Genomic DNA, 23,610 nt, shown 5'->3' with positions numbered 1-23,610 from the left:
GAGATGCCAGTTCTTTAAAGACGTGACTACTGCTGCACGGTACGCACTCGTCGCAGGTCCAGAATGCCCGGCGCGCCGATGTCGGTGGATATCCGGGCCTGCTTCTCCCGCAGGTCCGACAGGTCGAGTTTGCCGGGGGTGAAGCCGCTCGCCTCGAACCGCCGGGCACGCCGCGCCTCGGCCTCGACGGCGTTGACCGGGGGTTCGTCGTAGGCCCGGCCGCCGGGGTGCGCCACGTGATAGGTGCAGCCGCCGCGCGAGGTTCCCGTCGTCAAATCGATCAGCTCGAATTGCAATGGCACGTCGGTGGTGATCGTGGGATGCAGGGCGCTGGGCGGCTGCCACGCCTTGTAGCGCACCCCGCCCACGTGGATGTCGGGATTGTCGGTGGCCAGCAGCGGCACCGGATAGCCGTTGCAGGTGACCAGGTAGCGGTGCCGGTCGGCGCCGATGATGCGGACCTGCAGCCGCTCGACCGAGGAGTCGACGTAGCGGGCGGTGCCGGTCGCGGTGGACTCCTCGCCCAGGGTGTTCCACGGCTCGATCGCCCCGCGCAGCTCGATCTCCACACCGTCGAAGACGGCGGTGCCGATGCGCGGGAAGCGGAACTCGGTGAACGGGTCCAGCCAGCTGGTCTCGAACGCGATACCGTGCCCGCGCAGGTCGGCGGCGACGTCGGCGATGTCGTGAATCAAGAAGTGCGGCAACAGGTATCGGCCGTGCAGGTTGGCGCCGTGCCGGATCAGCGGCGCGTGCAGCGGCTCATCGGCGAACCAGGCCACCAACGAACGCACCAGCAGCGACTGCACCATGGCCATGCGCACGTGTGGCGGCATTTCGAAGCCCCGCAGTTCGAGCAACCCAAGCCGGCCGCGGGGGCTGTCGGGGCTGTAGAGCTTGTCGATGCAGAACTCGGCCCGGTGGGTGTTTCCGGTGATGTCGGTCAGCAGGTGCCGCAGCGCGCGGTCGGTCACCCACGGCCGCGGTCCACCCTTGGCGGCCGAGAGCCGGGCGATCTCGGCGAACGCGATCTCGAGTTCGTACAGCGCCTCGCTGCGGCCCTCGTCCACCCGGGGTGCCTGCGAGGTGGTGCCGACGAAGCGGCCGGCGAACAGATAGGACAACGACGGGTGCCGCTGCCAGTAGGTCAGCAGCGAGACCAGCAGATCCGGGCGGCGCAGCAGTGGTGAGTCCGCGGGCGTCACCCCGCCCAGCGTGATGTGGTTGCCGCCGCCGGTGCCGCCGTGTGTGCCGTCGACGTCGAACGACTCCGTCGACAGTCGAGCCAATCGTGCTTGCTCATATAGGGTTTCGAGCTGCTGTCGTTGCTCGTCGAAGCTGGCGGTGGGTGCCACGTTGACTTCGATGACGCCCGGGTCGGGAGTGATCGTCGTCGACTGCAGCCGCGGGTCCGGCGGTGGTCCGTAGCCTTCGATCACGACCGCGGTGCGGGTCTTGGCCGCCGCGGCCTCGACCCGCGCGATCAGGTCGACGAAGTGGTCCAGCGCCTCGGTCGGCGGCATGAACACATACAGCAGCCCGTCGCGGGCCTGCGCCACCATCGCGGTCGTCGGCGCGCTGTCCTCATCGGTAGTCTCCGCGCTGGTCGACTCCGTCGACAGCGCGGTGTCGACGGTCAGGGGGTCGGCGTCGAACGACGGTCGCGGCGGCTTCCAGCTGATCGAGTTCAGCGGCAGCCGCAATCCCGCCGGCGAATCCCCTTCCAGCAGCACGATCCGGCCCCGGCGCAGTCGCCAGTCGGCGCTGGCCCAGCCGGTGGCGTCCTCGCGGCGGTGCAATGGCAACACGAAAGCAGCCGGGGCTGTGGTCGTTTCGTCGAGCCGGGCCAGCAGTGCGGCGCGTGCGGCCGCGTCGTCGGCGCTGAGGTCTTCTTCGGGTCGCACCGCATCACCTTGCGGCAGCCGGACTTTCGCGGCCAGGCGGGCCAGCGGGTCTTCGTAGGCCGGCCGTACCTGGGACAGCGGCAATCCCAGGCTTTCGGCGACCCCCGCGAGCACCTTGTACGCCGTTTCGTCGTCGGCGCCGGCGCCGGCGGGCTCGGCAGCCCAGGGGTCGGCCAGCAGTGTTTCGTCGGTCCACAGCGGTTCCCCATCGGCGCGCCAGTACAGCGCAATCTGCCAGCGCGGCAACGGTTCTCCCGGATACCAGCGGCCCTGCCCGCGATGAACCAGGCCCTGCGGGGCCCACGCCGCTTTCAGCCGGCCGGCCAGCTCGGAGGCGCGCTGCCGCTTGTGCGGTCCGTCGGCCTCCGTCGTCCATTCCTTACTTACCTGGTTGTCCACCGACACGAAGGTGGGTTCGCCGCCGACCGTCAGCCGGACGCCGCGGGCGGCCAGGCGCTCGTCGACGCTGCGGCCGACCGCGCAGATCGTCTCCCACGCGGCGTCGGTGTAGGGCAACGTGACGCGCGGATCCTCGTGGATGCGGGTGACGGTGTTGGAGAACTCGAGTGTGGTGGTGCACACCTCGGTGCTGCCGGTGATCGGGGCCGCGCTGACCGGATGCGGCGTGGCGGCCAGCGGAATATGGCCCTCGCCGGCGAACAGCCCCGAGGTCGGGTCCAGCCCGATCCAGCCCGCCCCCGGGATGTACACCTCGGTCCAGGCGTGCAGGTCGGTGAAATCGGCGGCCGGCCCGGACGGCCCGTCGAGCGCCTCGACGTCGGAGGCCAACTGCACTAGGTAGCCGGACACGAACCGGGCGGCCAGCCCCAGTTGGCGCAGGATCGACACCAGCAGCCATGCCGAATCCCGGCACGAGCCCACGCCGGTGCGCAGCGTGAAATCCGCCGTCTGGACGCCGGGTTCCATGCGCAGGCTGTAGGCCACGTCGGCGTTGATCGCCCGGTTGAGCGCGACCAGGAAATCGATGGTGCGGGTGCCGTCCGGAACCGAGAAGTTGCGCGTCCACGCCCGGGCGAGCTCGCCGGGCCCCGACCCCTCGTCGGCTTCGTCGACCGGCCGAAGATACGGCTTGAGGTCCTCGGCGAGCGCCTTGGGGTAGATCGACCCCGAAGCGGGCGGCCAGGTTTCGGCCCACTCCTCGATGAAGAAGTCGAAGGGGTTGATCACCTTGAGGTCGGCGATTAGCCCGACGGTGATGGTCAGTTGACGCATGGGGTTCGGAAAGACAAGCCGGGCAAGGAAATTGCCCATCGCGTCCTGTTGCCAGTTGATGAAATGCTCGGCGGGCTCGACGCGCAGGGAGTAGGCCTCGATGGGCGTGCGTGAGTGCGGGGCCGGCCGCAGCCGCACGACGTGCGGGAATACCGAAACCAGCCGGTCAAAGGTGTAGCTGGTGCGATGCTCCAGCGCAACTTTGATACTCATAACCGCTGATCTCATCACACGCGTCGCCGGGCCGCAGCGCGCCGTCGGGCGGCCGGGGCGGGTTCGCTACGCGGGCAGCGGTCTCGGCAGCGGTCCCGGCGGTGCCGGCGGTGCGACCTGACCACCGGAAAGTGTCCGGTAGGAGTAGGTCATGATCAGTGCCGCGATGGGGACGGTCACCAGCAGGCCGATGCCGCACGCCAGCGAGCCGAGGACGATCGCCGCCACGGACAGCAGCCACACCAGCAGCGCGGCGACGAAATTGGACCCGACCAAGGCGACGCTTGACGTGAAGCCCTTGCTGGCCGACTGTGAGCGATCGACCACGAACAGGATGGTGAACTGGGTGAAGATCACCACCAGCAGGCCCGGCAGGAAGCATGCCGCATACCCGATCGCGGTGACGACGCTGACCAGGAATGCGGCCAGAAACGCCATGCCAAGGTTGCGTGGCTTGAAAAAGGATCCGACGTTCACCGGCTTGCCGTCGGCGATGTCCAGGCAGCCGGAGAAGAACCCGGCTTGGGCGTACGCGGTCACGATCAGCGAGACGACGTAGCCCAGTCCGATGACGGCCACTCCGGTGGGGCTGAAGTCCATCGAGAAGTTGTAGTCGGTGAAGTCGAACTTGGTGAAGTTGGTGCTCATGTTCTGGCCCAGGAAGTTCAGCGTGGAGGCCGCGGCGAACAGCACGCCGTAGCCGGCGGTCGCCACGATCAGCGCTATGGCGTTGCGGGTGAATGCGTTCCACGCCCAGCCAAACGCGATGCCGATACGGCCGGGATGCTGTGCGGGTCCGGTCATTGCGCGGCGAAGCCGACTAGGCGAACTGCTGTCCGGGCGGCGGCCCGGGCGGCGGTCCCGGCTGGTAACCGGGCTGCTCCAGCGAGACGACCTGACCGCCGGAAAGCTTGCGGTAGGTATAGACCTGGATCAGCGCGGCTACCGGGAGGGCCACGATAATGCCCACCCCGCACAACAATTCGCCCACCAGCACCACCGCGTACTGCACCAGCCAGGACAGCAGCGACGGACCGATGTTGGCGCGGACGGTCGCGATGCTGGCCTTGATGGATTCCACCGGCGACAGCGACCGGTCGATCGCGAACGTCAATGCGAACAAGGTGGCGACCGCGAAGATGAGGCCGGGGACGAAACATAGGATCGAGCCGACGGTGACACCGGCCGCGATCAGCAGGGCCGTGACGAACACCGTGCCGAGCTTGCGCGGCTTGAACAACGATCCGATGCTCACCGGTTTACCGTCGGCCAGGTCCAGGCCGCCGGTCAGCAATGCGGCATGCATGTACACCACCACGACGAACAGCAGGATGTAGCCGACGATCATCACGGCGATGGACGCCGGGCCGTACGCGATTTCCACGCCGTTGGTGGTCTGGCCGAAGCTGTCGGTGTAGGTCGTGCTGGTGCTCTGGCCGAACGCCATCGGCAACAGCGCTACCACCAGGATGGCTGCGGTGATCACCGCCGCGTAGGCCAACACCGGCACGATCAGCGCCGCGGCGTTCTGGGTGAACTTCGCCCACGACCACTTCACCGCCGCACCGACGTCGAATTGCGGCGACGGCGGGGCGCCATAGGGGCTGCCAACGCCGGGTTGTGGTGGATAGCCGGGCGGCGGCGGGGGTGCGCCATAACCCGGTGGTGTCCCATAGCCCGGCGGTGGTGTCCCATAGCCCGGCGGCGGTGTCTCATGGCCCGGCGGCGGCGGGGGTGCGCCATAACCCGGCGGCGGAGGCGGGGGTGGATAGCCGGACGGGTTGTGGTCGCCGCCGTCGGGGCCGGCCGGATCGCCTGGGTGTTCGGGTGGCTGGCTCATTTGCCGTCCTGATTCGCTGTCGCTGTGGGAGGAGCTTGCGGGCACACGCGCGGAGAACTTGGCAATGCGGAACTTAGCAAATATGCGGCCGCGGAGCGAGGATTGACGTTTGCCTGCGTTGATTGTTTTCCCGGCGTCCGGCGCCGGCTCGCGCCGCCGTCGCGGCGTACATGTCCGGTCCGCGTGGTATGCCTGAAATCGTGTCCGACGGTCTGTTTGACCTGCCCGGCGAATCGTCTTTGGGCGGTCCGGGCTATACCGCCCCGGCCGCCCCGGCCGGCGCCCCGCTGGCAGTGCGGATGCGGCCGGCGTCGCTGGACGAGGTAGTCGGTCAGGACCACCTGCTTGCACCCGGTTCGCCGCTGCGCCGCCTGGTCGAAGGGTCGGGGGTAGCCTCGGCCATTCTCTACGGCCCGCCGGGAAGCGGTAAGACGACGTTGGCAGCGCTGGTCTCCCAGGCGACCGGCCGCCGATTCGAGGCGTTGTCGGCGTTGTCGGCGGGCGTCAAAGACGTCCGGGCCGTCATCGAGACCGCCCGCCGGGGCCTACTGCACGGCGAACAGACGGTGTTGTTCATCGACGAAGTGCACCGGTTCTCCAAAACCCAGCAGGACGCGTTGCTTTCCGCGGTGGAGAACCGGGTGGTGCTGTTGGTCGCGGCGACCACCGAGAACCCGTCGTTCTCGGTCGTCGCGCCGCTGCTGTCGCGGTCGCTGATCCTGCAGCTGCGCCCGTTGACCGCCGACGACATCCGTACCGTGGTGCAGCGCGCGATCGACGACCCCCGCGGTCTGGGCGGTCAGATCGCGGTGCAGTCCGAGGCCGTCGACCTGCTGGTGCAGTTGGCCGCCGGCGATGCCCGCCGGGCCCTGACCGCGCTCGAGGTGGCGGCCGAGGCGGTCGAGCCCGGGGGCGAGCTGACCGTCGCGGCCGTCGAGCAGTCATTGGACAAAGCCGCGGTGCGTTACGACCGCGATGGCGACCAGCACTACGACGTGATCAGCGCGTTCATCAAGTCGGTGCGCGGCTCTGACGTCGATGCAGCGTTGCATTACCTGGCCCGCATGCTCGTGGCCGGCGAGGATCCGCGGTTCGTCGCGCGCCGGCTGATGATCCTGGCCAGCGAGGACATCGGCATGGCCGACCCGACGGCACTGCAGGTCGCGGTGGCCGCCGCGCAGACCGTCGCGCTGATCGGCATGCCTGAGGCGCAGCTGACATTGGCGCATGCCACCATTCACCTGGCCACTGCACCGAAATCGAACGCGGTGACCACCGCGCTGGCCGCTGCGATGAATGACATCAAGGCCGGCAGGGCGGGCCTGGTACCGGCGCATCTGCGCGACGGCCACTACTCGGGCGCGGCGGCACTCGGCAACGCGCAGGGCTACAAATACTCTCATGACAGCCCGGATGGTGTTGTCGCCCAACAATATCCACCCGACGACCTGGTGGGCGTCGACTATTACCAGCCCACCGGGCGCGGCGTCGAACGCGAGATCACCGGGCGGCTGGAGCGGCTGCGCGCGATCATCCGGCGCAAGCGCGGCTGACGGCTCAGACCAGCTCGGGCACGCTGAGTCGGGCGATCGCCAACTCGAACTCGGCGACGTCGACGATTTCGGCGCCCAGGTCGCGGGCCCGCCGGCTGCGCAGCTCCCCGGCGGCCTCGCTGTTGCGTGCCATCGCCAGCTGGCTGTCGAACGTCGAGCAGGACACCGCGCGACGGCCGGCCGGATGGTCCACCATCAAGCTGGCGCTGCAGAACCCTTCCAGCGTCTCCATCTCCGGCAGCACCGCCATGCGGTAGAGGTCCATCGATCGCTCGAGCTGGTCGGGCACCACCTTGAGCCAGGTGGCGCGCACGAACGCACCCTCGGGTGAGCGGTGCCGGCGGTGCAGCGAGGCGATGCGCCATTCTTCGACGCTGGCGCTGCCATCGAACATCAACGCGACGTGGTCGCGGATCACCGCCACCCGCTCGGCGCTGGCGCGCATCGCCGCGATGGAGTCCCACGAGCTGGTGGCGATGCAGCGCCCGGACTGGCGGTCGACCAGCAGTGACATCCCGACGTATCCGTCGATCTCTTGCATTTCCGCCATGACGACGTCGCGAACGTGGGCGATACCGATGTCGACCGACAGTGGTTGCCCGTCGATGGTGAAAGAACGTGCGTACACGATGGCTCCCTGCTGTGTTCGCCAGCAGCGCCCCCGGTGGCGCCACCGGTCCCACCGACTACCTTCCTCTTCCGGATTACCGGTGGCAATGGCCTGGCCGCCGCTGGTTGGCAGCGGGCGCCGACGCCGCGCCGTAGTCTTGATTCGATGGATACGGACGTGCTCGAGGTGGACACCACCGATCGGCGCATCGTCGATCTGACCGACGCGGTGCGCAGGTTCTGCTTCTCCTGCGGGGACGGCTTGTGCAACGTGTTCGTCCCGCACGCAACGGCCGGGGTCGCCATCATCGAGACCGGCGCCGGTTCCGACGACGACCTGGTCGACACGCTGGAGCGGCTGCTGCCGCGCGATGACCGCTATCGCCATGCGCATGGGTCACCCGGCCACGGCGCCGACCACGTGTTGCCGGCAATCGTCGCACCGTCGGTGACGGTCCCGGTCGCGGCCGGCGAACCGCAGCTGGGCACCTGGCAGAGCGTCGTTCTGGTCGACCTCAACCGCGACAACCCGCGACGGTCGGTCCGGCTGAGCTTTCTCCGGGGCTAGCTGCCGGCCCGGTGGCTGCGCCGGGGCCGGTACTGTGTGCGTTCGAAACAGCTTCGAACAGCCGATATCAGGAAGAAGCGGAAAAGAGTGCAGACACACGAGATCAGGAAGCGATTTCTTGATCATTTCGTGAAGGCGGGCCACACCGAGGTGCCGAGCGCGTCGGTGATCCTCGACGACCCCAACCTGTTGTTCGTCAACGCCGGCATGGTCCAGTTCGTGCCGTTCTTCCTGGGGCAGCGCACACCGCCGTACGCGACGGCCACCAGCATCCAGAAGTGCATCCGCACCCCGGATATCGACGAGGTGGGCATCACCACCCGGCACAACACCTTCTTCCAGATGGCCGGCAACTTTTCGTTCGGCGACTACTTCAAGCGGGAGGCCATCGAGCTGGCCTGGTCCCTGCTGACCACATCCGTCGCCGACGGCGGGTACGGGCTGGATCCCGAAAAGATCTGGACCACAGTCTATTTCGATGATGACGAGGCCGTGCAGCTGTGGCAGCAGATCGCCGGTCTGCCGGCCGAGCGGATCCAGCGCCGCGGTATGGCGGACAACTACTGGTCGATGGGCATTCCTGGGCCGTGCGGCCCGTCGTCGGAGATCTACTACGACCGGGGGCCGGAGTTCGGCGTCGAGGGCGGGCCGATCGCCAACGAGGACCGCTACATCGAGATCTGGAACCTCGTGTTCATGCAGAACGAGCGGGGCGAGGGCACCAGCAAGGACGACTTCGAGATTCTCGGGCCGTTGCCGCGCAAGAACATCGACACCGGCATGGGTGTGGAACGGGTCGCGTTCATCCTGCAGGGTGTGCACAACGTCTACGAGACCGACTTGTTGCGGCCGGTGATCGACATGGTGGCCGAGCGCGCACCGCGCGGCTATGACGCGGGCAACCACGCCGATGACGTGCGCTACCGGATCATCGCCGACCATAGCCGCACCGCCGCGATCCTGATCGGCGACGGGGTGAGCCCGGGCAACGACGGCCGTGGTTATGTATTGCGCCGGCTGCTGCGCCGGGTGGTGCGCTCGGCCAAGCTGCTCGGCATCGAGGGCCCGGTCGTCGGTGACCTGATGGCTACCGTGCGCGACGCGATGGGCCCGTCCTATCCCGAACTGGTCGAGGACTTCGACCGGATCCGCCGTATCGCCGTCGCCGAGGAGACCGCGTTCAACCGCACCCTGGCCTCAGGTTCGAAGCTGTTCGACGACGTGGCGGGCAGTACCAAATCGGCTGGCAAGAACACGGTTTCGGGTTCGGACGCCTTTACCCTGCATGACACTTACGGCTTCCCGATCGAGCTCACCCTGGAGATGGCCGCCGAGGCCGGGCTGCAGGTCGACGAGCTGGGCTTCCGGGAACTGATGGCCGAACAACGCCGGCGGGCCAAGGCCGACGCCGCGGCGCGTAAACACGCGCACGCCGACCTGAGTGCGTACCGCGAACTGGTCGACGCCGGGCCCACCGAATTCACCGGATTCGACGAATTAAGCTCTCAGGCAAGGATTCTGGGCATCTTCGTGGACGGCAAGCGGGTGCCGGTGGTCGCACACGGTGCCACCGGGGGAGCCGGTGACGGGCAGCGGGTGGAGCTGGTCTTGGACCGCACCCCGCTGTATGCCGAGTCGGGTGGCCAGATCGCCGACGAGGGCACCATCAGCGGAACCGGATCCGGCGCGAGCGCCCGGGCCGCGGTCACCGACGTGCAGAAGATCGCCAAAACCCTGTGGGTACATCGCGTCAACGTCGAGTCCGGTGAGTTCGTCGAGGGCGACACCGTGGTCGCCGCGGTGGACCCGGGCTGGCGCAAAGGGGCGACGCAGGGCCACTCGGGTACCCACATGGTGCACGCCGCACTGCGACAAGTGTTGGGCCCCAACGCTGTTCAGGCCGGATCATTGAACCGCCCGGGCTACCTGCGTTTCGACTTCAACTGGCAAGGCTCGCTCACCGATGACCAGCGCAGCCAGATCGAAGAGGTCACCAACGAGGCTGTGCAGGCCGACTACGAGGTGCACACCTTCACCGAGAGGCTGGAGAAAGCCAAGGCGATGGGCGCGATGGCGCTGTTTGGCGAGGCCTATCCCGACCAGGTGCGGGTGGTGGAGATCGGCGGGCCGTTCTCGCTGGAGCTGTGTGGCGGCACTCACGTGCACAACTCGGCGCAGATCGGGCCGGTGACCATCCTGGGCGAGTCGTCGATCGGGTCCGGGGTGCGACGGGTAGAGGCCTACGTCGGCCTGGAATCGTTTCGGCACCTGGCCAAGGAACGCGCCCTGATGGCCGGACTGGCGTCGTCGCTCAAGGTGCCGTCCGACGAGGTGCCCGCCCGGGTGGCCAATCTGGTCGAGCGGCTCAAGGCCGCCGAGAAGGAACTCGAGCGGACCCGGATGGCTGGTGCCCGGGCCGCCGCGACCAACGCCGCCGCCGGCGCCGAGCGGATCGGTAACGTCCGTGTGGTGGCGCAGCGAATGTCCGGCGGGATGACGGCGGGCGAGCTGCGCTCCCTGGTCGGCGATATCCGGGGCAAGTTCGGCAGCGACCCCGCGGTGGTGGCGCTGATCGCCGAAGGCGAAGCCGACAGCGTGCCGTATGCCGTCGCCGCCAATCCGGCCGCCCAAGAGCTCGGGCTGCGCGCCAATGACCTGGTCAAAGAGCTCGCCGTGGCCGTCGACGGGCGCGGCGGCGGCAAGCCCGACCTGGCGCAGGGTTCGGGCAAGAATCCGACCGGCATCGATGCGGCGCTGAACGCACTGCGTTCGCAGATCGCCGCGATAGCGCGGGTCGGTTGAGTGGAGTTGGCACAGCATCGCTTGCCCGACCGGCCCGGCGACCCTAATCAGGATGTCGGGCCGGGCCGTCGGATGGGTGTCGACGTGGGTACCGTCCGCATCGGCGTGGCGGCCAGCGATCCCGACGGCATCCTGGCCACCCCGGTGCAGACGGTGCGCCGGGACCGGTCCGGCAAGCACCTGCGACGGCTGGCCGAGCTCGTCGCCGAACTGCAGGCGGTCGAGGTGATCGTCGGCCTGCCCCGGACACTGGCCGACCGCACCGGACCGTCGGCACTCGACGCGATCGAGGTGGCCGAGGCGCTGGCCCGGCGGGTGGCGCCGACGCCGGTGCGACTGGCCGACGAACGGCTGACCACCGTCAGCGCACAGCGCTCGCTGCGCGCGGCCGGGGTGCGGGCCAAGGCCCAGCGGGCCGTGATCGATCAGGCCGCGGCCGTCGCGATCCTGCAGAGCTGGCTCGATCAGCGCCGGGCCGCCGTGCGCGACTCCGAGACCGAGTCGGGGGATCCTGTCGATGGTTGACAGCGCGCGCGACGAACGGGCCGAGCCGACTGCGGTCGGTCCACCCCGCACCCGGTCCAGCCGGATGGCCCGCATCCGGGCCGAGCGCGGGCGTCGGCGGCGCCGGTTCACCGGCCGCATCGTGCTGGGCGTGCTCGTGGTGATCGTCGTGGCCGCGGTGTTCGTCGGCGCCAAGATGTGGCACACGATGTTCGGCACCGGCGACGACTACAGCGGAGACGGCAAGCGCGACATCGTGATTCAGATCCAGGCCGGCGACTCGACCACGAACGTCGGCGAGACGCTGCACAACCAGGGTGTGGTCGCCACCGTCCGGGCCTTCGTCAACGCCGCCCACGGCAACGCGGCGATCAACTCGATCCAGCCGGGCTACTACCGGGTGCGCACCGAGATCCCGGCGGCGTCGGCGGTCGCGCGGCTGACCGACCCCGGCAACCGGGTGGGCAAGCTGGTCATCCCCGAAGGCCGCCAGCTCGACGACACCACCGACATGAAGACCAACGTGGTGACGCCGGGGATCCTCACCCTGATCTCCCGCGCCAGCTGTGTGGATCTCGACGGCAACACGCACTGCGTCTCGGTGGCCGACCTGCGTGCGGCCGCCGGCAACACCCCGCCTAACGTGCTGTCCGTGCCGGCGTGGGCGATCCAGCCGGTCACCGAGCTCGGCAGCGATCACCGTCGGATCGAGGGGCTGATCGCGCCCGGCACCTTCAACGTCGACCCGTCGGCGCCGGCCCAGGAGATCCTGACGAACCTGATCAGCGCCGGTGCCGTGGTGTATGCGCAGTCCGGGCTGCTGGACACCGCGCAGGCCCTGAAGTTGTCACCGTACGACATCCTGGTCGTGGCGTCGCTGGTGCAGCAGGAATCAAACTCCCCGGACTTCGCGAAGGTGGCGCAGGTCATCTACAACCGGCTCAACGCCCGCCACACGCTGGAGTTCGACTCGACGGTGAACTATCCGTTGGACCGTCGCGAGGTGGCGACCAGCGACGCCGACCGCGCGCAGAAGACACCGTGGAATACCTACGTCTCCCAGGGGCTACCCGCCACCGCGATCTGTTCGCCGGGCATCGACGCGCTGCGCGCGGCCGAGCATCCCGAACCGGGGGACTGGCTGTACTTCGTCACGATCGACGGCCAGGGCACCACGCTGTTCACCCGCGACTACAAGCAGCATCTGGCCAATATCGAGCTGGCCAAGCACAACGGTGTCCTCGACAGCACCCCCCGCTGACGCGGGCCCGCGAAAGGCGGCGGTGCTCGGGTCGCCGATTGCGCATTCGAAATCCCCGCAGCTGCACCTGGCCGCCTATCGGGCGCTCGGCCTGCACGACTGGACCTACGAGCGCATCGAGTGCGACGCCGAGCAGTTGCCGGGGGTGGTCGGCGGGTTCGGTCCGCAGTGGGTCGGCGTGTCGGTGACCGCCCCCGGCAAATTCGCCGCATTGGAGTTCGCCGACGAGCGCACGGAACGCGCCACCCAGGTGGGATCGGCGAACACGCTGGTCCGCACGGATCACGGCTGGCGTGCCGACAACACCGACATCGACGGCGTCAGCGGCGCGATCGGGTCGGCCTCGGGATGGGCGCTGGTCTGTGGATCGGGCGGGACCGCTCCCGCGGCGGTGGTGGGCCTGGCGCAGCTCGGCGTCCGCGGCATCACCGTGGTGGCCCGCAACCCGGACAAGGCGGCCCGCCTGGTCGAACTGGGCGCCCGGGTCGGCGTGCCGACCCGATTCTGCGAGCTGGACAGCCCCGACGCCAGTGGCCTGGCCGACGAGGTCGCGGCGGCGGAGGTACTAGTCAGCACCATTCCGGCCGAGGTGGCGGCCCGGTATGCCGGCACCTTCGCGACTATCCCGGTGCTGCTTGACACCGTCTACGACCCATGGCCCACCCCGCTGGCTGCCGCCGTGACCGCCACCGGCGGGCGGGTGATCAACGGCGTGCAAATGCTGCTGCATCAGGCGTTCGCACAGGTCGAGCAATTCACCGGGTTGCCCGCGCCGCGAGCGGCGATGAGCGCCGCACTGCGCTAGCGTCGGCCCCGTGCTGGCGGGGGCGGTGGTGCTGTGGATGGCCGTGCTCAGCGGCTACGACATCCGCTGGCGCCGGCTGCCGAACTGGTTGACCCTGCCCGGCGCGGCCGCTGTCGGTGCGGGTGCGCTGATCGCGGGCCGGGGCCTGCCGGCGCTGCTCGGCGCGGCGGCGCTGGCCGGGCTGTACCTGGTGGTGCATGCCGTGGCGCCGGCCGGGATGGGGGCCGGCGACGTCAAGCTGGCACTCGGCCTGGGCGGGCTGGCCGGCTGCTTCGGCGCCGCGGTGTGGTTCCTGGCCGCGGTGACCGCGCCGCTGCTGACCGCGGTGCTGGCGGCGGTGTTGCGGGGCGGCCCGGTGCCGCACGGGCCGTCGATGTGTGTGGCCACCGCCGGCGCGGCGATGCTGGCGTCCTGACCCCGGAATCGGTGGCAGCGCGGATTTAAGTCCGCGCAGCCGCCCATGGGACAATGGCACTCGTGTTGCGTTGGATCACTGCCGGGGAATCCCATGGCCGCGCGCTGGTCGCGGTGGTCGAGGGCATGGTCGCCGGGGTGGAGGTCACGTCCACCGAAATCGCCGACCAGTTGGCGCGCCGCCGCCTCGGCTATGGCCGCGGCGCCCGGATGGCCTTCGAGCGGGACGCGGTCACGGTGCTGGCCGGGGTGCGTCACGGCGTGACCCTGGGCGGACCGATCGCGATCGAGATCGGCAACACCGAGTGGCCGAAGTGGGAAACCGTGATGGCCGCCGACCCGGTCGACCCGGCCGACCTGGAGAACTCGGCGCGCAACGCGCCGCTCACCCGGCCGCGGCCCGGCCACGCCGACTACGCCGGCATGCTCAAATATGGCTTCGACGATGCGCGGCCGGTGCTAGAACGCGCCAGCGCGCGCGAGACCGCCGCCCGCGTCGCGGCCGGCACTGTGGCCCGATCATTTCTGCGCCAAGCCCTCGGTGTCGAGGTGCTCTCCCACGTCGTCTCGATCGGCCCGTCGCAGCCCTACGACGGCCCGCCGCCCGGGCCCGGCGACCTGGCCGCCATCGACGCCAGCCCGGTGCGGGCCTACGACACGGCGGCCGAGGCGGCGATGATCGCCGAGATCGAGGCGGCCAAGAAGGACGGCGACACCCTCGGCGGGGTGGTGGAGGTCGTCGCGCTGGGCCTGCCGATCGGGCTGGGCTCGTTCACCAGTGGCGACAACCGGCTGGACAGTCAGCTGGCCGCGGCCGTGATGGGCATCCAGGCGATCAAGGGTGTGGAGATCGGTGACGGCTTCGCGACGGCCCGGCGGCGCGGCAGCCAGGCCCACGACGAGATGTATCCCGGCCCGGACGGCGTGGTGCGCTCCACCAACCGGGCCGGCGGCCTGGAAGGCGGCATGACCAACGGGCAGGCGCTGCGGGTGCGGGCGGCGATGAAGCCCATCTCGACCGTGCCGCGGGCGCTGGCCACCGTCGACATGGCCACCGGCGATGAGGCCGTCGCGATCCACCAGCGGTCCGACGTGTGCGCGGTGCCGGCCGCCGGCGTCGTCGTCGAGACGATGGTGGCGTTGGTGTTGGCCCGCGCCGCGCTGGACAAATTCGGCGGTGATTCGCTGGCCGAGACCCGGCGCAACATCGAGGCCTACCAGCGTGCGGTCGCCGAGCGCGAGGCACCGGCGGCCCGCGCCCGGGCGTCCGGGTAGGCGCGCCGTGGCACCCAGGGCGGTACTCGTCGGATTACCGGGGTCGGGCAAGTCGACCATCGGGCGACGGCTGGCCAAGGCGATGGGCGTGCGCTACGTCGACACCGACGCGCTGATCGAGGAGCAGACCGGCCGCACCATCGCAGACATCTTCGCCACCGACGGGGAGCCGGAATTCCGCCGCATCGAAGAAGCCGTGGTGCGCGCGGCGCTCGCCGAACACGACGGCGTGGTCTCGCTGGGCGGCGGCGCGGTCACCAGCCCCGGCGTCTGCGAGGCGTTGGCCGGTCACACCGTCATCTACCTGGAAATCGGTGCGCGCGAAGGCATCCGGCGTACCGGCGGCACCTCGGCGCGGCCGCTGCTGGCCGGCGGCAACCGGGCCGAGAAATACCGCGCCCTGATGTCGCAACGAACCCCGTTGTACCGGCGGGTGGCCACCCTGCGGGTCGACACCAATCGACGCAACCCGGGCGCGGTGGTGCGCTACATCACCTCTCGCCTGCCCAACACCCACCAGTCCAAGGCAACCACATGACTGAAGCCCGTGAACCGGTCACCGTGCAGGTGGCCGTCGATCCGCCCTACCCCGTGGTGATCGGCACCGGATTGCTCACCGAGCTGGGCGAGCTGCTCGGTGACCGGCACCGGGTCGCGATCCTGCATCAGCCGGTGCTGGCGCAGACCGCCGAGGCGATGCGCGGCTACCTGGCCGACAAGGGCGTCGACGCGCATCGCATCGAGATCCCCGACGCCGAGGCCGGCAAGGACCTGCCGGTCGTCGGATTCATCTGGGAAGTGTTGGGCCGCATCGGCATTGGCCGCAAGGACGCTCTGGTCAGCCTCGGCGGCGGCGCGGCGACCGACGTCGCGGGTTTCGCCGCGGCCACCTGGCTGCGGGGTGTCTCGATCGTGCACGTGCCGACGACGTTGCTGGGCATGGTCGACGCCGCCGTCGGTGGCAAGACCGGCATCAACACCGACGCCGGAAAGAACCTGGTCGGCGCGTTCCACCAGCCGCTGGCCGTGCTGGTCGACCTGGCCACCCTGGAGACGTTGCCCCGCAACGAGATCATCGCGGGGATGGCCGAGATCGTGAAGGCCGGATTCATCGCCGACCCCGTGATCCTGGACCTCATCGAAGCCGACCCGGACGCCGCGGTGGACCCCCAGGGTGACGTGCTGCCCGAGCTGATCCGGCGCGCCATCGCCGTCAAGGCCGAAGTGGTTGCCGCCGACGAAAAAGAATCCGAGCTGCGCGAAATCCTCAACTATGGGCACACTTTGGCGCATGCTATCGAACGCCGCGAACGCTACCAGTGGCGGCACGGCGCCGCGGTGTCGGTGGGTCTGGTGTTCGCGGCCGAACTCGCTCGGCTCACCGGACGGCTCGACGACGACACGGCCGCGCGCCATCGCAGCATCCTGGCGGCGCTGGGCCTGCCCGTCAGCTACGACCCCGACGCGTTGCCCCAACTGCTGGAATACATGGCCGGGGACAAGAAGACCCGCGCCGGTGTGCTGCGGTTCGTCGTTCTCGACGGGCTGGCCAAGCCGGGCCGGCTGGTCGGGCCGGACCCGGGACTGCTGGTGACGGCGTACGCGGGAGTGTGTGCGCCATGAGCGCGACGGTCAACGTGCTCAACGGTCCCAACCTGGGCCGGCTGGGCCGTCGCGAGCCGGAAGTCTACGGGGACACCACGCACGCGCAGCTGGCCGGCCTCGTCGAACGTGAGGCCGCCGGATTGGGTTTGAAAGTCGTTGTGCGGCAAAGCGACAGCGAAGCCGAGTTGTTGGACTGGATTCACGCGGCCGCGGACGCGGGCGAGCCGGTGATCCTCAACGCCGGCGGTTTGACACACACGTCGGTGGCATTGCGCGATGCCTGTGCCGAACTGCGTGCCCCGCTCATCGAGGTACACATCTCCAATGTGCATGCGCGCGAAGAGTTCCGGCGTCATTCATACCTGAGCCCGGTCGCCACCGGAGTGATCGTCGGGCTGGGCGTCCAGGGCTATCTGCTGGCGCTGCGCTACCTGGCCGAGACCGCGAAGGACTGGGGCTAGTCCTTCTTCTTGTCGGCGTCGGTGTCGGTGCGAATCACCTCGGTCTTGGCGTCATCGGAACCCGTGGGAATCGTTTCGGTGGGTGCACCCCAGCGGCCGGTCGGGATCGTCTCGGTGGGTGCCTCGCGTTCGGCCGTGGCGACCGACGACGTCGGGGCTTCCGCCTGCGCCTCGGGATGTGGGGCCGGGATCTCACCGGTCGGCGCGTCATCGGCGCGGGCCGCGGCGAACACGTCGGTGTCATCCCGCTCGGCGGCGCCCGGGCGGTCTGCCGGCGGATTGCGGTCCACCCGCCAGCGGCCGACGGCCACGCCGATGATTCCCGGCAGGAACACGCACAGCGCGGTGAACGCGGCGAACGTCGTCAACTCGTTGACCAGGCCGCCGGTGTAGAGGCCCTTGTAGAACAACGCGATGAGCCAGGAGACGGCGCCGCTGATCACGCCGGCGACCAAGCCGGCCAGCAGCCACGTCATCGCCAGGTCGGCGCGGCGATCGGGGTCGGCGTTGGCCCGGGCGTCGGCGCGCCCGTCCAGCAGGCCCCAGACGACCACGCCGATGATGAAGAGCAGCAGCAGTACGATGCTCACCAGCCCGGCCTGCGTCTGCCAGGCGTTGATGATTGCCCCCTGGAACAACCGGACGACCACCATTGCCGCAGCGAACGCCAATCCCCGCACCATCCAGTTACTCATGGGCAATCAGCGTAGCGAGTACCGTCGTGAGTCGTGACACATTCCCAGCGTCGAGACAAGCTCAGAATCCAGATGCGTGCCAGCGGGCTGGACGCGATGCTGGTCACGGACCTCAATAACGTCCGTTATTTGTCGGGTTTCTCCGGCTCCAACGGCGCGTTGCTGGTCTTTGCCGACGATCGCGAAGCTGTTTTGGCCACCGACGGCCGCTACCGCACCCAGGCCGCCCAGCAGGCACCCGATCTGGAAGTCGCGATCGAACGCGCGGTGGGCCGCTATCTGGCGGGCCGCGCGGCCCGCGAGCTGGGGGCCGACGGGTCGACGCTCGGCTTCGAAAGCAACGTGGTGACGGTGGACGGCTTCGACGCGCTCCGCGGTGAGGTCGAGGAGCACGGCGGGAAGACCGAGCTGGTGCGTGCCGCCGGCGCGGTCGAGACGTTGCGCGAGATCAAAGACGCCGGCGAGGTGGCGCTGCTGCGGCTGGCCTGCGAGGCCGCCGACGCCGCGCTGAGCGAGCTGGTCACCCGCGGCGGGTTGCGGCCTGGCCGGACCGAACGCGAGGTGAGCCGCGAGCTCGAGGCGTTGATGCTCGACCACGGCGCCGACGGCATTTCCTTCGAGACGATCGTGGCGTCCGGACCGCATTCGGCGATCCCGCACCACCGGCCGACCGACTCGGTGCTCGCCGACGGTGACTTCGTCAAGATCGACTTCGGTGCCCTGGTCGCCGGCTATCACTCCGACATGACCCGTACCTTTGTGCTGGGCAAGGCCGCGGATTGGCAGTTGGAGATCTATCAGCTGGTCGCCGAGGCGCAGCGGGCCGGGCGCGAAGCGTTGCGGCCGGGCGCCGAGCTGCGCGAAGTGGACGGCGCCGCGCGGCGGCTGATCGCCGACGCGGGCTACGGCGATCACTTCGGGCATGGGCTGGGACACGGCGTCGGCCTGGAGATCCACGAGGCGCCGGGGATCGGCGCGACCTCAACCGGGACGCTGCTGGCGGGCTCCGTGGTGACGGTCGAACCCGGTGTCTACCTGCCCGGCCGCGGCGGGGTACGCATCGAGGACACCCTGGTGGTGGGTTCGCAAGGCGCCCATGCGACCGGCGTTGCGGACCTTTTGACCCGGTTCCCCAAAGAGCTGGCGGTTCTGCCTTAGCTGGTGTCGCGGGCAGCGCGTAAGCTGCATCCGGGCCCGGCTTGGCCCGCAAAATTCGTCATTCTGTAGGAGATAGACCAACTGTGGCAACGACTGCCGACTTCAAGAACGGACTGGTGCTGGTGATCGACGGCCAGCTATGGCAGATCACCGAGTTCCAGCACGTCAAACCGGGCAAGGGCCCGGCTTTCGTGCGCACCAAGCTGAAGAACGTGTTGTCGGGCAAGGTCGTCGACAAGACCTACAACGCTGGCGTGAAGGTCGACACCGCCACCGTGGACCGCCGCGATGCGACATATCTGTACCGCGACGGCTCGGACTTCGTGTTCATGGACAGCCAGGACTACGAGCAGCACCCGCTGCCGGAATCCCTGGTCGGCGACTCGGCCCGGTTCCTGCTGGAGGGCCTGCCGGTGCAGATCGCCTTCCACGATGGCGCCCCGCTGTACCTCGAACTGCCGGTGGCGGTCGAGCTCGTGGTCACCCACACCGAGCCCGGTCTGCAGGGCGACCGGTCCAGCGCCGGCACCAAGCCGGCGACCGTGGAGACGGGCGCCGAGCTGCAGGTGCCGTTGTTCATCAACACCGGCGACAAATTGAAGGTGGATTCGCGCGACGGCAGTTACCTGGGCCGGGTCAACAACTGACCATGCCGGACGGTAAACCACCGAAGCCCGCCAAAGGACGCCACCACGCCCGTAAGCGCGCCGTGGACCTGCTGTTCGAAGCCGAGGCGCGGGGTCTGAGCCCCGTCGAGGTGGCCGACGCCCGCAGCGTGCTGGCGCAGTCGAACTCCGACGTCAAGCCGTTGCACCCCTACACGGTCGCGGTCGCCCAGGGCGTCGGCGGCCAGCTGGCCCACATCGACGAGCTGATCAGCACTCACCTGCAGGGCTGGACGCTGGAACGGCTGCCCGCGGTCGACCGCGCGATTCTGCGCGTCGCGGTGTGGGAGCTGCTTCATGCCGACGACGTGCCGGAGCCGGTGGCCGTCGACGAGGCGGTGCAGCTGGCCAAGGAGCTGTCCACCGACGAGTCGCCGGGCTTCATCAACGGGGTGCTCGGGCAAGTGATGCTGGTGACGCCGCAGATTCGGACGGCGGCCCAGGCCATGCGGGGCCGCCAGGAAACGTGAGCAGGCTCGAGCTCCGCGCCCTGGTCGCCGTCGTGCTGGCCGCGACGGTGGTGCTCGGTGCGGTCACCTGCGCGGCGTACGGGCTGACCATCGTCGCGTCGGCGCTGTCGATCTACGCGCTGGGCGTGGGCGCCTGGCTGTACCACTGCATCCAGCGGTTGGTCGTCGCCCGCCGCATCAGCACCGTGCGGTCGGCGGCCAAACCGCTGCAGCCGCTGTTGCCCGTGATGGCTGCCCTGATGGGTCTCACCCAGGCCGTGGTGCGGTCCCTCACTGACGTCACCGAACTGCCGGCGCGGGGCCGGGACCTGCCGATGTTGCGGTGGATGGACAACGCCCGCGCCGGGCGACGGGTCGTCGACAGCGACGAAACCGATCGCTGAACATCCCGTCGATCCTGAGCAAAAAGATCACCCGGGCTGGCTGGACCGGATAACAATGGAGCTGGACTGACGGCAGCAAACCCGCGCCAACGACCCCGCGCCGAAGAACCCGCGCCAAAGATATAGGTGGCGACATGAATCCCTACAGTGCCGGCCCGCGACGACTGCATGTCTCCGCGCTGGCGGCGGTGGCGAATCCGTCCTACACCCGCATCGACACCTGGAACCTGCTCGACGACGCCTGCCGGCACCTGGCCGAAGTCGACCTGGCCGGGCTGGACAAGACGCACGAGCTGGCCAAGGTCCGGCGATTGATGGACCGCCTCGGCGCCTACGAGCGGTACTGGCTGTATCCGGGCGCGGAAAACCTGGCCACCTTCCGCGCCCACCTGGACAGCCTATCTACGGTGCGGCTCGCCGAAGAGGTGTCGTTGGCGGTGCGTCTGCTCAGCGAATACGGCGACCGCACAGCACTTTTCGACACCTCCGCACCGCTGGCCGACCAGGAGCTGGTGGCCCAGGCCAAGCAGCAGCAGTTCTACACCGTGTTGCTCGCCGACGACTCGCCCAACACGGGACCCGACTGCCTAGCCGAAGCGCTGCGCGGCCTGCGCTCCCAGTCCGAGGATGTCCAGTTCGAGCTGCTGGTCGTGACGAGCGTCGAGGACGCCATCACCGCGGTCGCCCTGAACGGCGAGGTCCAGGCCGCGATCATCCGCCATGACGTGTCGTTGCGCTCGCACGACCGGGTGCCGCTGATGAACACCCTGCTGGGCGCCACCGAAGACGCGGTGAGTCGCGACTGCGGCGGCGACTGCATCGAATGCGGCGAATGGATCCGCGAGCTGCGGCCGCACATCGACCTTTATCTGCTCACCGACGAGTCCATCGCGGCGGGCAACGACGAGGAAAACGACGTTTACGATCGGACGTTCTACCGCCTCAACGACGTCACCGATCTGCACAGCACGGTGGTGGCTGGATTGCGAAACCGGTTCGCCACACCGTTCTTCGACGCCCTACGCGCGTATGCCGGTGCGCCGGTCGGCCAGTTCCACGCGCTGCCGGTGGCCCGCGGCGCCAGCATCTTCAACTCCAGGTCGCTGCAGGACATGGGGGAGTTCTACGGCCGCAACATCTTCATGGCCGAGACCTCGACCACCTCGGGCGGTCTGGATTCGCTGCTCGACCCGCACGGCAACATCAAGAAGGCGATGGACAAGGCCGCGCGCACCTGGAACTCCAATCAGACCTACTTCGTCACCAACGGAACCTCGACGGCCAACAAGATCGTCGTGCAGTCTTTGACCCGGCCCGGCGATATCGTGCTGATCGACCGCAACTGCCACAAGTCGCACCACTACGGTCTGGTGCTGGCCGGCGCCTACCCGCTGTACCTGGACGCCTACCCGCTGCCGCAATTCGCCATCTACGGTGCCGTCCCGCTGCAGACGATCAAGAAGGCGCTGCTCGAACTCGAAGAGGCCGGCCAGCTGGACAAGGTGCGGATGCTGTTGCTCACCAACTGCATCTTCGACGGCGTCGTCTACAACCCGCGGCGGGTGATGGAGGAGGTGCTGGCGATCAAACCGGACATCTGCTTCCTGTGGGACGAGGCGTGGTACGCCTTCGCCACCGCCGTGCCGTGGGCCCGGCAGCGAACGGCGATGGTGGCCGCGGAACGTCTCGAGCAGATGCTGGCGTCGCCGGAATACGCTGTCCAGTACCGCGATTGGGCCGCGTCCATGGCGAAGATCCCGCGATCGGAGTGGGTGAACCATCGACTGTTACCCGACCCGGACCGGGCGCGGGTGCGGGTGTATGCGACGCACTCCACGCATAAGTCGCTGTCGGCGTTTCGGCAGGCGTCGATGATTCACGTGCGGGACCGCGACTTCAATTCGCGGGCCCGCGATGCGTTCGGTGAGGCGTTTTTGACTCATACCTCGACGTCGCCGAACCAGCAGCTGCTTGCCTCCCTGGATCTGGCCCGCCGGCAGGTCGACATCGAGGGCTTCCAGTTGGTCCGGCAGGTCTACGACATGGCGCTGGTGTTCCGGCACCGGGTGCGCAAGGACCGACTGATCAGCAAGTGGTTCCGCATTCTCGACGAATCCGACCTGGTGCCCGAGGAATTCCGGGCCTCCGCGGTCAGCTCGTACCGCGAGGTGCGACAGGGTGCGTTGGCCGAGTGGAATGAGGCGTGGCGCTCCGACCAGTTCGTGTTGGACCCGACGCGCGTCACCCTGTTTCTGGGCGCCACCGGGATGAACGGCTATGACTTCCGCGAGAAGATCCTGATGGAGCGCTTCGGGATTCAGATCAACAAAACGTCGATCAACAGCGTGCTGCTGATTTTCACCATCGGCGTCACCTGGTCGAGCGTGCACCATCTGCTCGACGTGCTGCGCCGGGTGGCGACCGACCTCGATCGGGAACGTGAACTGGCCAGTGCCGCCGACTGGACCCTGCACCAACGACGGGTCGAGGAGCTCACCGAGGATCTGCCGCACCTGCCCGACTTCAGCGAGTTCGACATCGCGTTCAAACCGGTGGATTCGTGCGCGTTCGGTGACATGCGCTCGGCGTTCTACGCGGGATACGAGGAGTCCGATCGCGAGTACGTCCAGATCGGCAGCGCCGGCCGACGAATCGCCGAGGGGCGAAAGCTGGTGTCGACCACGTTCGTGGTGCCCTACCCGCCGGGCTTCCCCGTGCTGGTTCCGGGTCAGGTGGTGTCCAAGGAGATTCTGTACTTCCTGGCCCAGCTGGACGTGAAGGAAATCCACGGCTACAACCCGGAACTGGGCCTGTCGGTTTTCACCGCGGAGGCGTTGGCCCGGCTGGAGGCCCAGCGCAGCGCGGCGGCCGCCGCGGTGGGCACCGCGTTTCCGTCGTTCGAGTTGCCTGCGGACCCGTCGGTGCTCAACGGGGCGCGCAACGGCGACCGCGTACCGCAGTCCGTCAGCGAGGACGCCTGACGCTCTCACCCGCCGCAGGACCTGCCGTGGTCACCGTCGAGCGACAACCCGGCCGCTCGTCGGCGTGGTCGCCGGTATCCAGACGTTCGGCTCACCGGGATCACAAAGCCTGGGCGTTTGCCCAGGTGGCGTAATAGCCGCCGGGGCTCCGATTTGCGCTGGTCGCCGAGGAAGGGCACCCGGCGTAATACGCTGCCCCGCCGGTGCCGAC

21 protein-coding genes are annotated in these 23,610 nt (G+C 68.8%); 16 read left to right on the top strand and 5 right to left on the bottom strand.

Annotated elements, in window-relative coordinates:
• Positions 1 to 26: 26 nt before the first annotated feature.
• The 3 genes from G6N33_RS01660 to G6N33_RS01650 form a co-directional block, all read right to left on the bottom strand.
• Positions 27 to 3,350 carry a transglutaminase family protein gene (locus G6N33_RS01660; RefSeq protein WP_044511263.1) on the bottom strand — a complete coding sequence of 1,108 codons (3,324 nt, stop codon included), beginning with the start codon at positions 3,348 to 3,350 and terminating at the stop codon, positions 27 to 29.
• A 66-nt stretch (positions 3,351 to 3,416) separates the two neighbouring features.
• Positions 3,417 to 4,154 (bottom strand): hypothetical protein, encoded by a 738-nt coding sequence (locus tag G6N33_RS01655; protein WP_196806431.1) that lies wholly within the window; start codon positions 4,152 to 4,154, stop codon positions 3,417 to 3,419.
• Between the two features lie 16 nt (positions 4,155 to 4,170).
• Positions 4,171 to 5,190, bottom strand: coding sequence for a DUF2189 domain-containing protein (locus G6N33_RS01650; protein WP_044511264.1), 1,020 nt, complete (start codon positions 5,188 to 5,190; stop codon positions 4,171 to 4,173).
• 188 nt (positions 5,191 to 5,378) lie between these two features.
• On the opposite strand from G6N33_RS01650, the gene G6N33_RS01645 reads away from it, so the two are divergent.
• Complete coding sequence (locus G6N33_RS01645; RefSeq protein ID WP_044513255.1) at positions 5,379 to 6,743, top strand: replication-associated recombination protein A; 1,365 nt, start codon at positions 5,379 to 5,381, stop codon at positions 6,741 to 6,743.
• A gap of 4 nt (positions 6,744 to 6,747) precedes the next feature.
• On the opposite strand, the gene G6N33_RS01640 is transcribed toward G6N33_RS01645, so the two are convergent.
• Entirely contained in the window at positions 6,748 to 7,371 is a 624-nt protein-coding gene (locus G6N33_RS01640; RefSeq protein WP_044511266.1) for a hypothetical protein, read from the bottom strand.
• A 159-nt stretch (positions 7,372 to 7,530) separates the two neighbouring features.
• Here G6N33_RS01640 and G6N33_RS01635 point away from each other — a divergent pair, with 159 nt between their 5' ends.
• The 10 genes from G6N33_RS01635 to aroQ all read left to right on the top strand — a co-directional run bounded on the left by G6N33_RS01635 (position 7,531) and on the right by aroQ (position 17,047).
• Positions 7,531 to 7,920, top strand: coding sequence for a secondary thiamine-phosphate synthase enzyme YjbQ (locus tag G6N33_RS01635; protein ID WP_179962693.1), 390 nt, complete (start codon positions 7,531 to 7,533; stop codon positions 7,918 to 7,920).
• Positions 7,921 to 8,007: 87 nt separating this feature from the next.
• Complete coding sequence (gene alaS, locus G6N33_RS01630) at positions 8,008 to 10,722, top strand: alanine--tRNA ligase (RefSeq protein ID WP_044511267.1); 2,715 nt, start codon at positions 8,008 to 8,010, stop codon at positions 10,720 to 10,722.
• Entirely contained in the window at positions 10,723 to 11,247 is a 525-nt protein-coding gene (gene ruvX / locus G6N33_RS01625) for a Holliday junction resolvase RuvX (protein ID WP_044511269.1), read from the top strand. It begins immediately after the preceding gene.
• On the top strand, positions 11,240 to 12,487 hold the full coding sequence (locus G6N33_RS01620; RefSeq protein ID WP_101528808.1) for an endolytic transglycosylase MltG: 1,248 nt from the start codon (positions 11,240 to 11,242) through the stop codon (positions 12,485 to 12,487). Before ruvX ends, G6N33_RS01620 begins: the two co-directional genes overlap by 8 nt.
• Positions 12,462 to 13,292 carry a shikimate dehydrogenase gene (locus tag G6N33_RS01615; RefSeq protein ID WP_044511272.1) on the top strand — a complete coding sequence of 277 codons (831 nt, stop codon included), beginning with the start codon at positions 12,462 to 12,464 and terminating at the stop codon, positions 13,290 to 13,292. The genes G6N33_RS01620 and G6N33_RS01615 overlap by 26 nt, the downstream gene beginning before the upstream one ends.
• A gap of 10 nt (positions 13,293 to 13,302) precedes the next feature.
• Positions 13,303 to 13,707, top strand: coding sequence for a prepilin peptidase (locus G6N33_RS01610; RefSeq protein ID WP_232069456.1), 405 nt, complete (start codon positions 13,303 to 13,305; stop codon positions 13,705 to 13,707).
• A gap of 62 nt (positions 13,708 to 13,769) precedes the next feature.
• Positions 13,770 to 14,981: a chorismate synthase gene (aroC, locus tag G6N33_RS01605; RefSeq protein WP_044513262.1), complete on the top strand. Its 1,212-nt coding sequence runs from the start codon at positions 13,770 to 13,772 to the stop codon at positions 14,979 to 14,981.
• Positions 14,982 to 14,988: 7 nt separating this feature from the next.
• Positions 14,989 to 15,519, top strand: a complete 531-nt coding sequence (locus G6N33_RS01600; RefSeq protein ID WP_044511274.1) for a shikimate kinase — start codon at positions 14,989 to 14,991, stop codon at positions 15,517 to 15,519.
• Positions 15,516 to 16,604: a 3-dehydroquinate synthase gene (aroB, locus tag G6N33_RS01595; protein WP_044511275.1), complete on the top strand. Its 1,089-nt coding sequence runs from the start codon at positions 15,516 to 15,518 to the stop codon at positions 16,602 to 16,604. Before G6N33_RS01600 ends, aroB begins: the two co-directional genes overlap by 4 nt.
• Positions 16,601 to 17,047 carry a type II 3-dehydroquinate dehydratase gene (aroQ, locus tag G6N33_RS01590; protein WP_044511277.1) on the top strand — a complete coding sequence of 149 codons (447 nt, stop codon included), beginning with the start codon at positions 16,601 to 16,603 and terminating at the stop codon, positions 17,045 to 17,047. The genes aroB and aroQ overlap by 4 nt, the downstream gene beginning before the upstream one ends.
• On the opposite strand, the gene G6N33_RS01585 is transcribed toward aroQ, so the two are convergent.
• Positions 17,044 to 17,742, bottom strand: a complete 699-nt coding sequence (locus G6N33_RS01585) for a B-4DMT family transporter (RefSeq protein WP_179962655.1) — start codon at positions 17,740 to 17,742, stop codon at positions 17,044 to 17,046. The genes aroQ and G6N33_RS01585 overlap by 4 nt on opposite strands.
• A gap of 33 nt (positions 17,743 to 17,775) precedes the next feature.
• Between G6N33_RS01585 and G6N33_RS01580 the strand changes: the two genes are divergently transcribed.
• The 5 genes from G6N33_RS01580 to G6N33_RS01560 all read left to right on the top strand — a co-directional run bounded on the left by G6N33_RS01580 (position 17,776) and on the right by G6N33_RS01560 (position 23,399).
• Positions 17,776 to 18,900, top strand: a complete 1,125-nt coding sequence (locus G6N33_RS01580; RefSeq protein WP_044511280.1) for a M24 family metallopeptidase — start codon at positions 17,776 to 17,778, stop codon at positions 18,898 to 18,900.
• An 83-nt stretch (positions 18,901 to 18,983) separates the two neighbouring features.
• On the top strand, positions 18,984 to 19,547 hold the full coding sequence (gene efp / locus G6N33_RS01575; protein WP_044511282.1) for an elongation factor P: 564 nt from the start codon (positions 18,984 to 18,986) through the stop codon (positions 19,545 to 19,547).
• A gap of 2 nt (positions 19,548 to 19,549) precedes the next feature.
• Complete coding sequence (nusB, locus tag G6N33_RS01570; RefSeq protein ID WP_044511283.1) at positions 19,550 to 20,035, top strand: transcription antitermination factor NusB; 486 nt, start codon at positions 19,550 to 19,552, stop codon at positions 20,033 to 20,035.
• Complete coding sequence (locus G6N33_RS01565) at positions 20,032 to 20,418, top strand: hypothetical protein (protein WP_044511285.1); 387 nt, start codon at positions 20,032 to 20,034, stop codon at positions 20,416 to 20,418. The genes nusB and G6N33_RS01565 overlap by 4 nt, the downstream gene beginning before the upstream one ends.
• A gap of 134 nt (positions 20,419 to 20,552) precedes the next feature.
• Positions 20,553 to 23,399, top strand: coding sequence for an aminotransferase class I/II-fold pyridoxal phosphate-dependent enzyme (locus tag G6N33_RS01560; protein WP_044511286.1), 2,847 nt, complete (start codon positions 20,553 to 20,555; stop codon positions 23,397 to 23,399).
• The last annotated feature ends 211 nt before the right edge of the window (positions 23,400 to 23,610 follow it).

It is taken from the genome of Mycobacterium simiae (assembly GCF_010727605.1).
In the GTDB taxonomy this organism is placed as follows: domain Bacteria; phylum Actinomycetota; class Actinomycetes; order Mycobacteriales; family Mycobacteriaceae; genus Mycobacterium; species Mycobacterium simiae.
The sequence above is the reverse complement of the archived record's forward strand: the minus strand, read 5'-3'. Positions and strand labels throughout refer to the sequence as shown.

Bases quoted from the DNA above. Each gene is read 5' to 3' on its own strand.
- G6N33_RS01660 (WP_044511263.1), bottom strand. From the start codon at position 3,350: ATGAGTATCAAAGTTGCGCTGGAGCATCGCACCAGCTACACCTTTGAC.
- G6N33_RS01655 (WP_196806431.1), bottom strand. From the start codon at position 4,154: ATGACCGGACCCGCACAGCATCCCGGCCGTATCGGCATCGCGTTTGGC.
- G6N33_RS01650 (WP_044511264.1), bottom strand. From the start codon at position 5,190: ATGAGCCAGCCACCCGAACACCCAGGCGATCCGGCCGGCCCCGACGGC.
- G6N33_RS01645 (WP_044513255.1), top strand. From the start codon at position 5,379: ATGCCTGAAATCGTGTCCGACGGTCTGTTTGACCTGCCCGGCGAATCG.
- G6N33_RS01620 (WP_101528808.1), top strand. From the start codon at position 11,240: ATGGTTGACAGCGCGCGCGACGAACGGGCCGAGCCGACTGCGGTCGGT.
- aroB (WP_044511275.1), top strand. From the start codon at position 15,516: ATGACTGAAGCCCGTGAACCGGTCACCGTGCAGGTGGCCGTCGATCCG.
- aroQ (WP_044511277.1), top strand. From the start codon at position 16,601: ATGAGCGCGACGGTCAACGTGCTCAACGGTCCCAACCTGGGCCGGCTG.
- G6N33_RS01585 (WP_179962655.1), bottom strand. From the start codon at position 17,742: ATGAGTAACTGGATGGTGCGGGGATTGGCGTTCGCTGCGGCAATGGTG.
- nusB (WP_044511283.1), top strand. From the start codon at position 19,550: ATGCCGGACGGTAAACCACCGAAGCCCGCCAAAGGACGCCACCACGCC.
- G6N33_RS01560 (WP_044511286.1), top strand. From the start codon at position 20,553: ATGAATCCCTACAGTGCCGGCCCGCGACGACTGCATGTCTCCGCGCTG.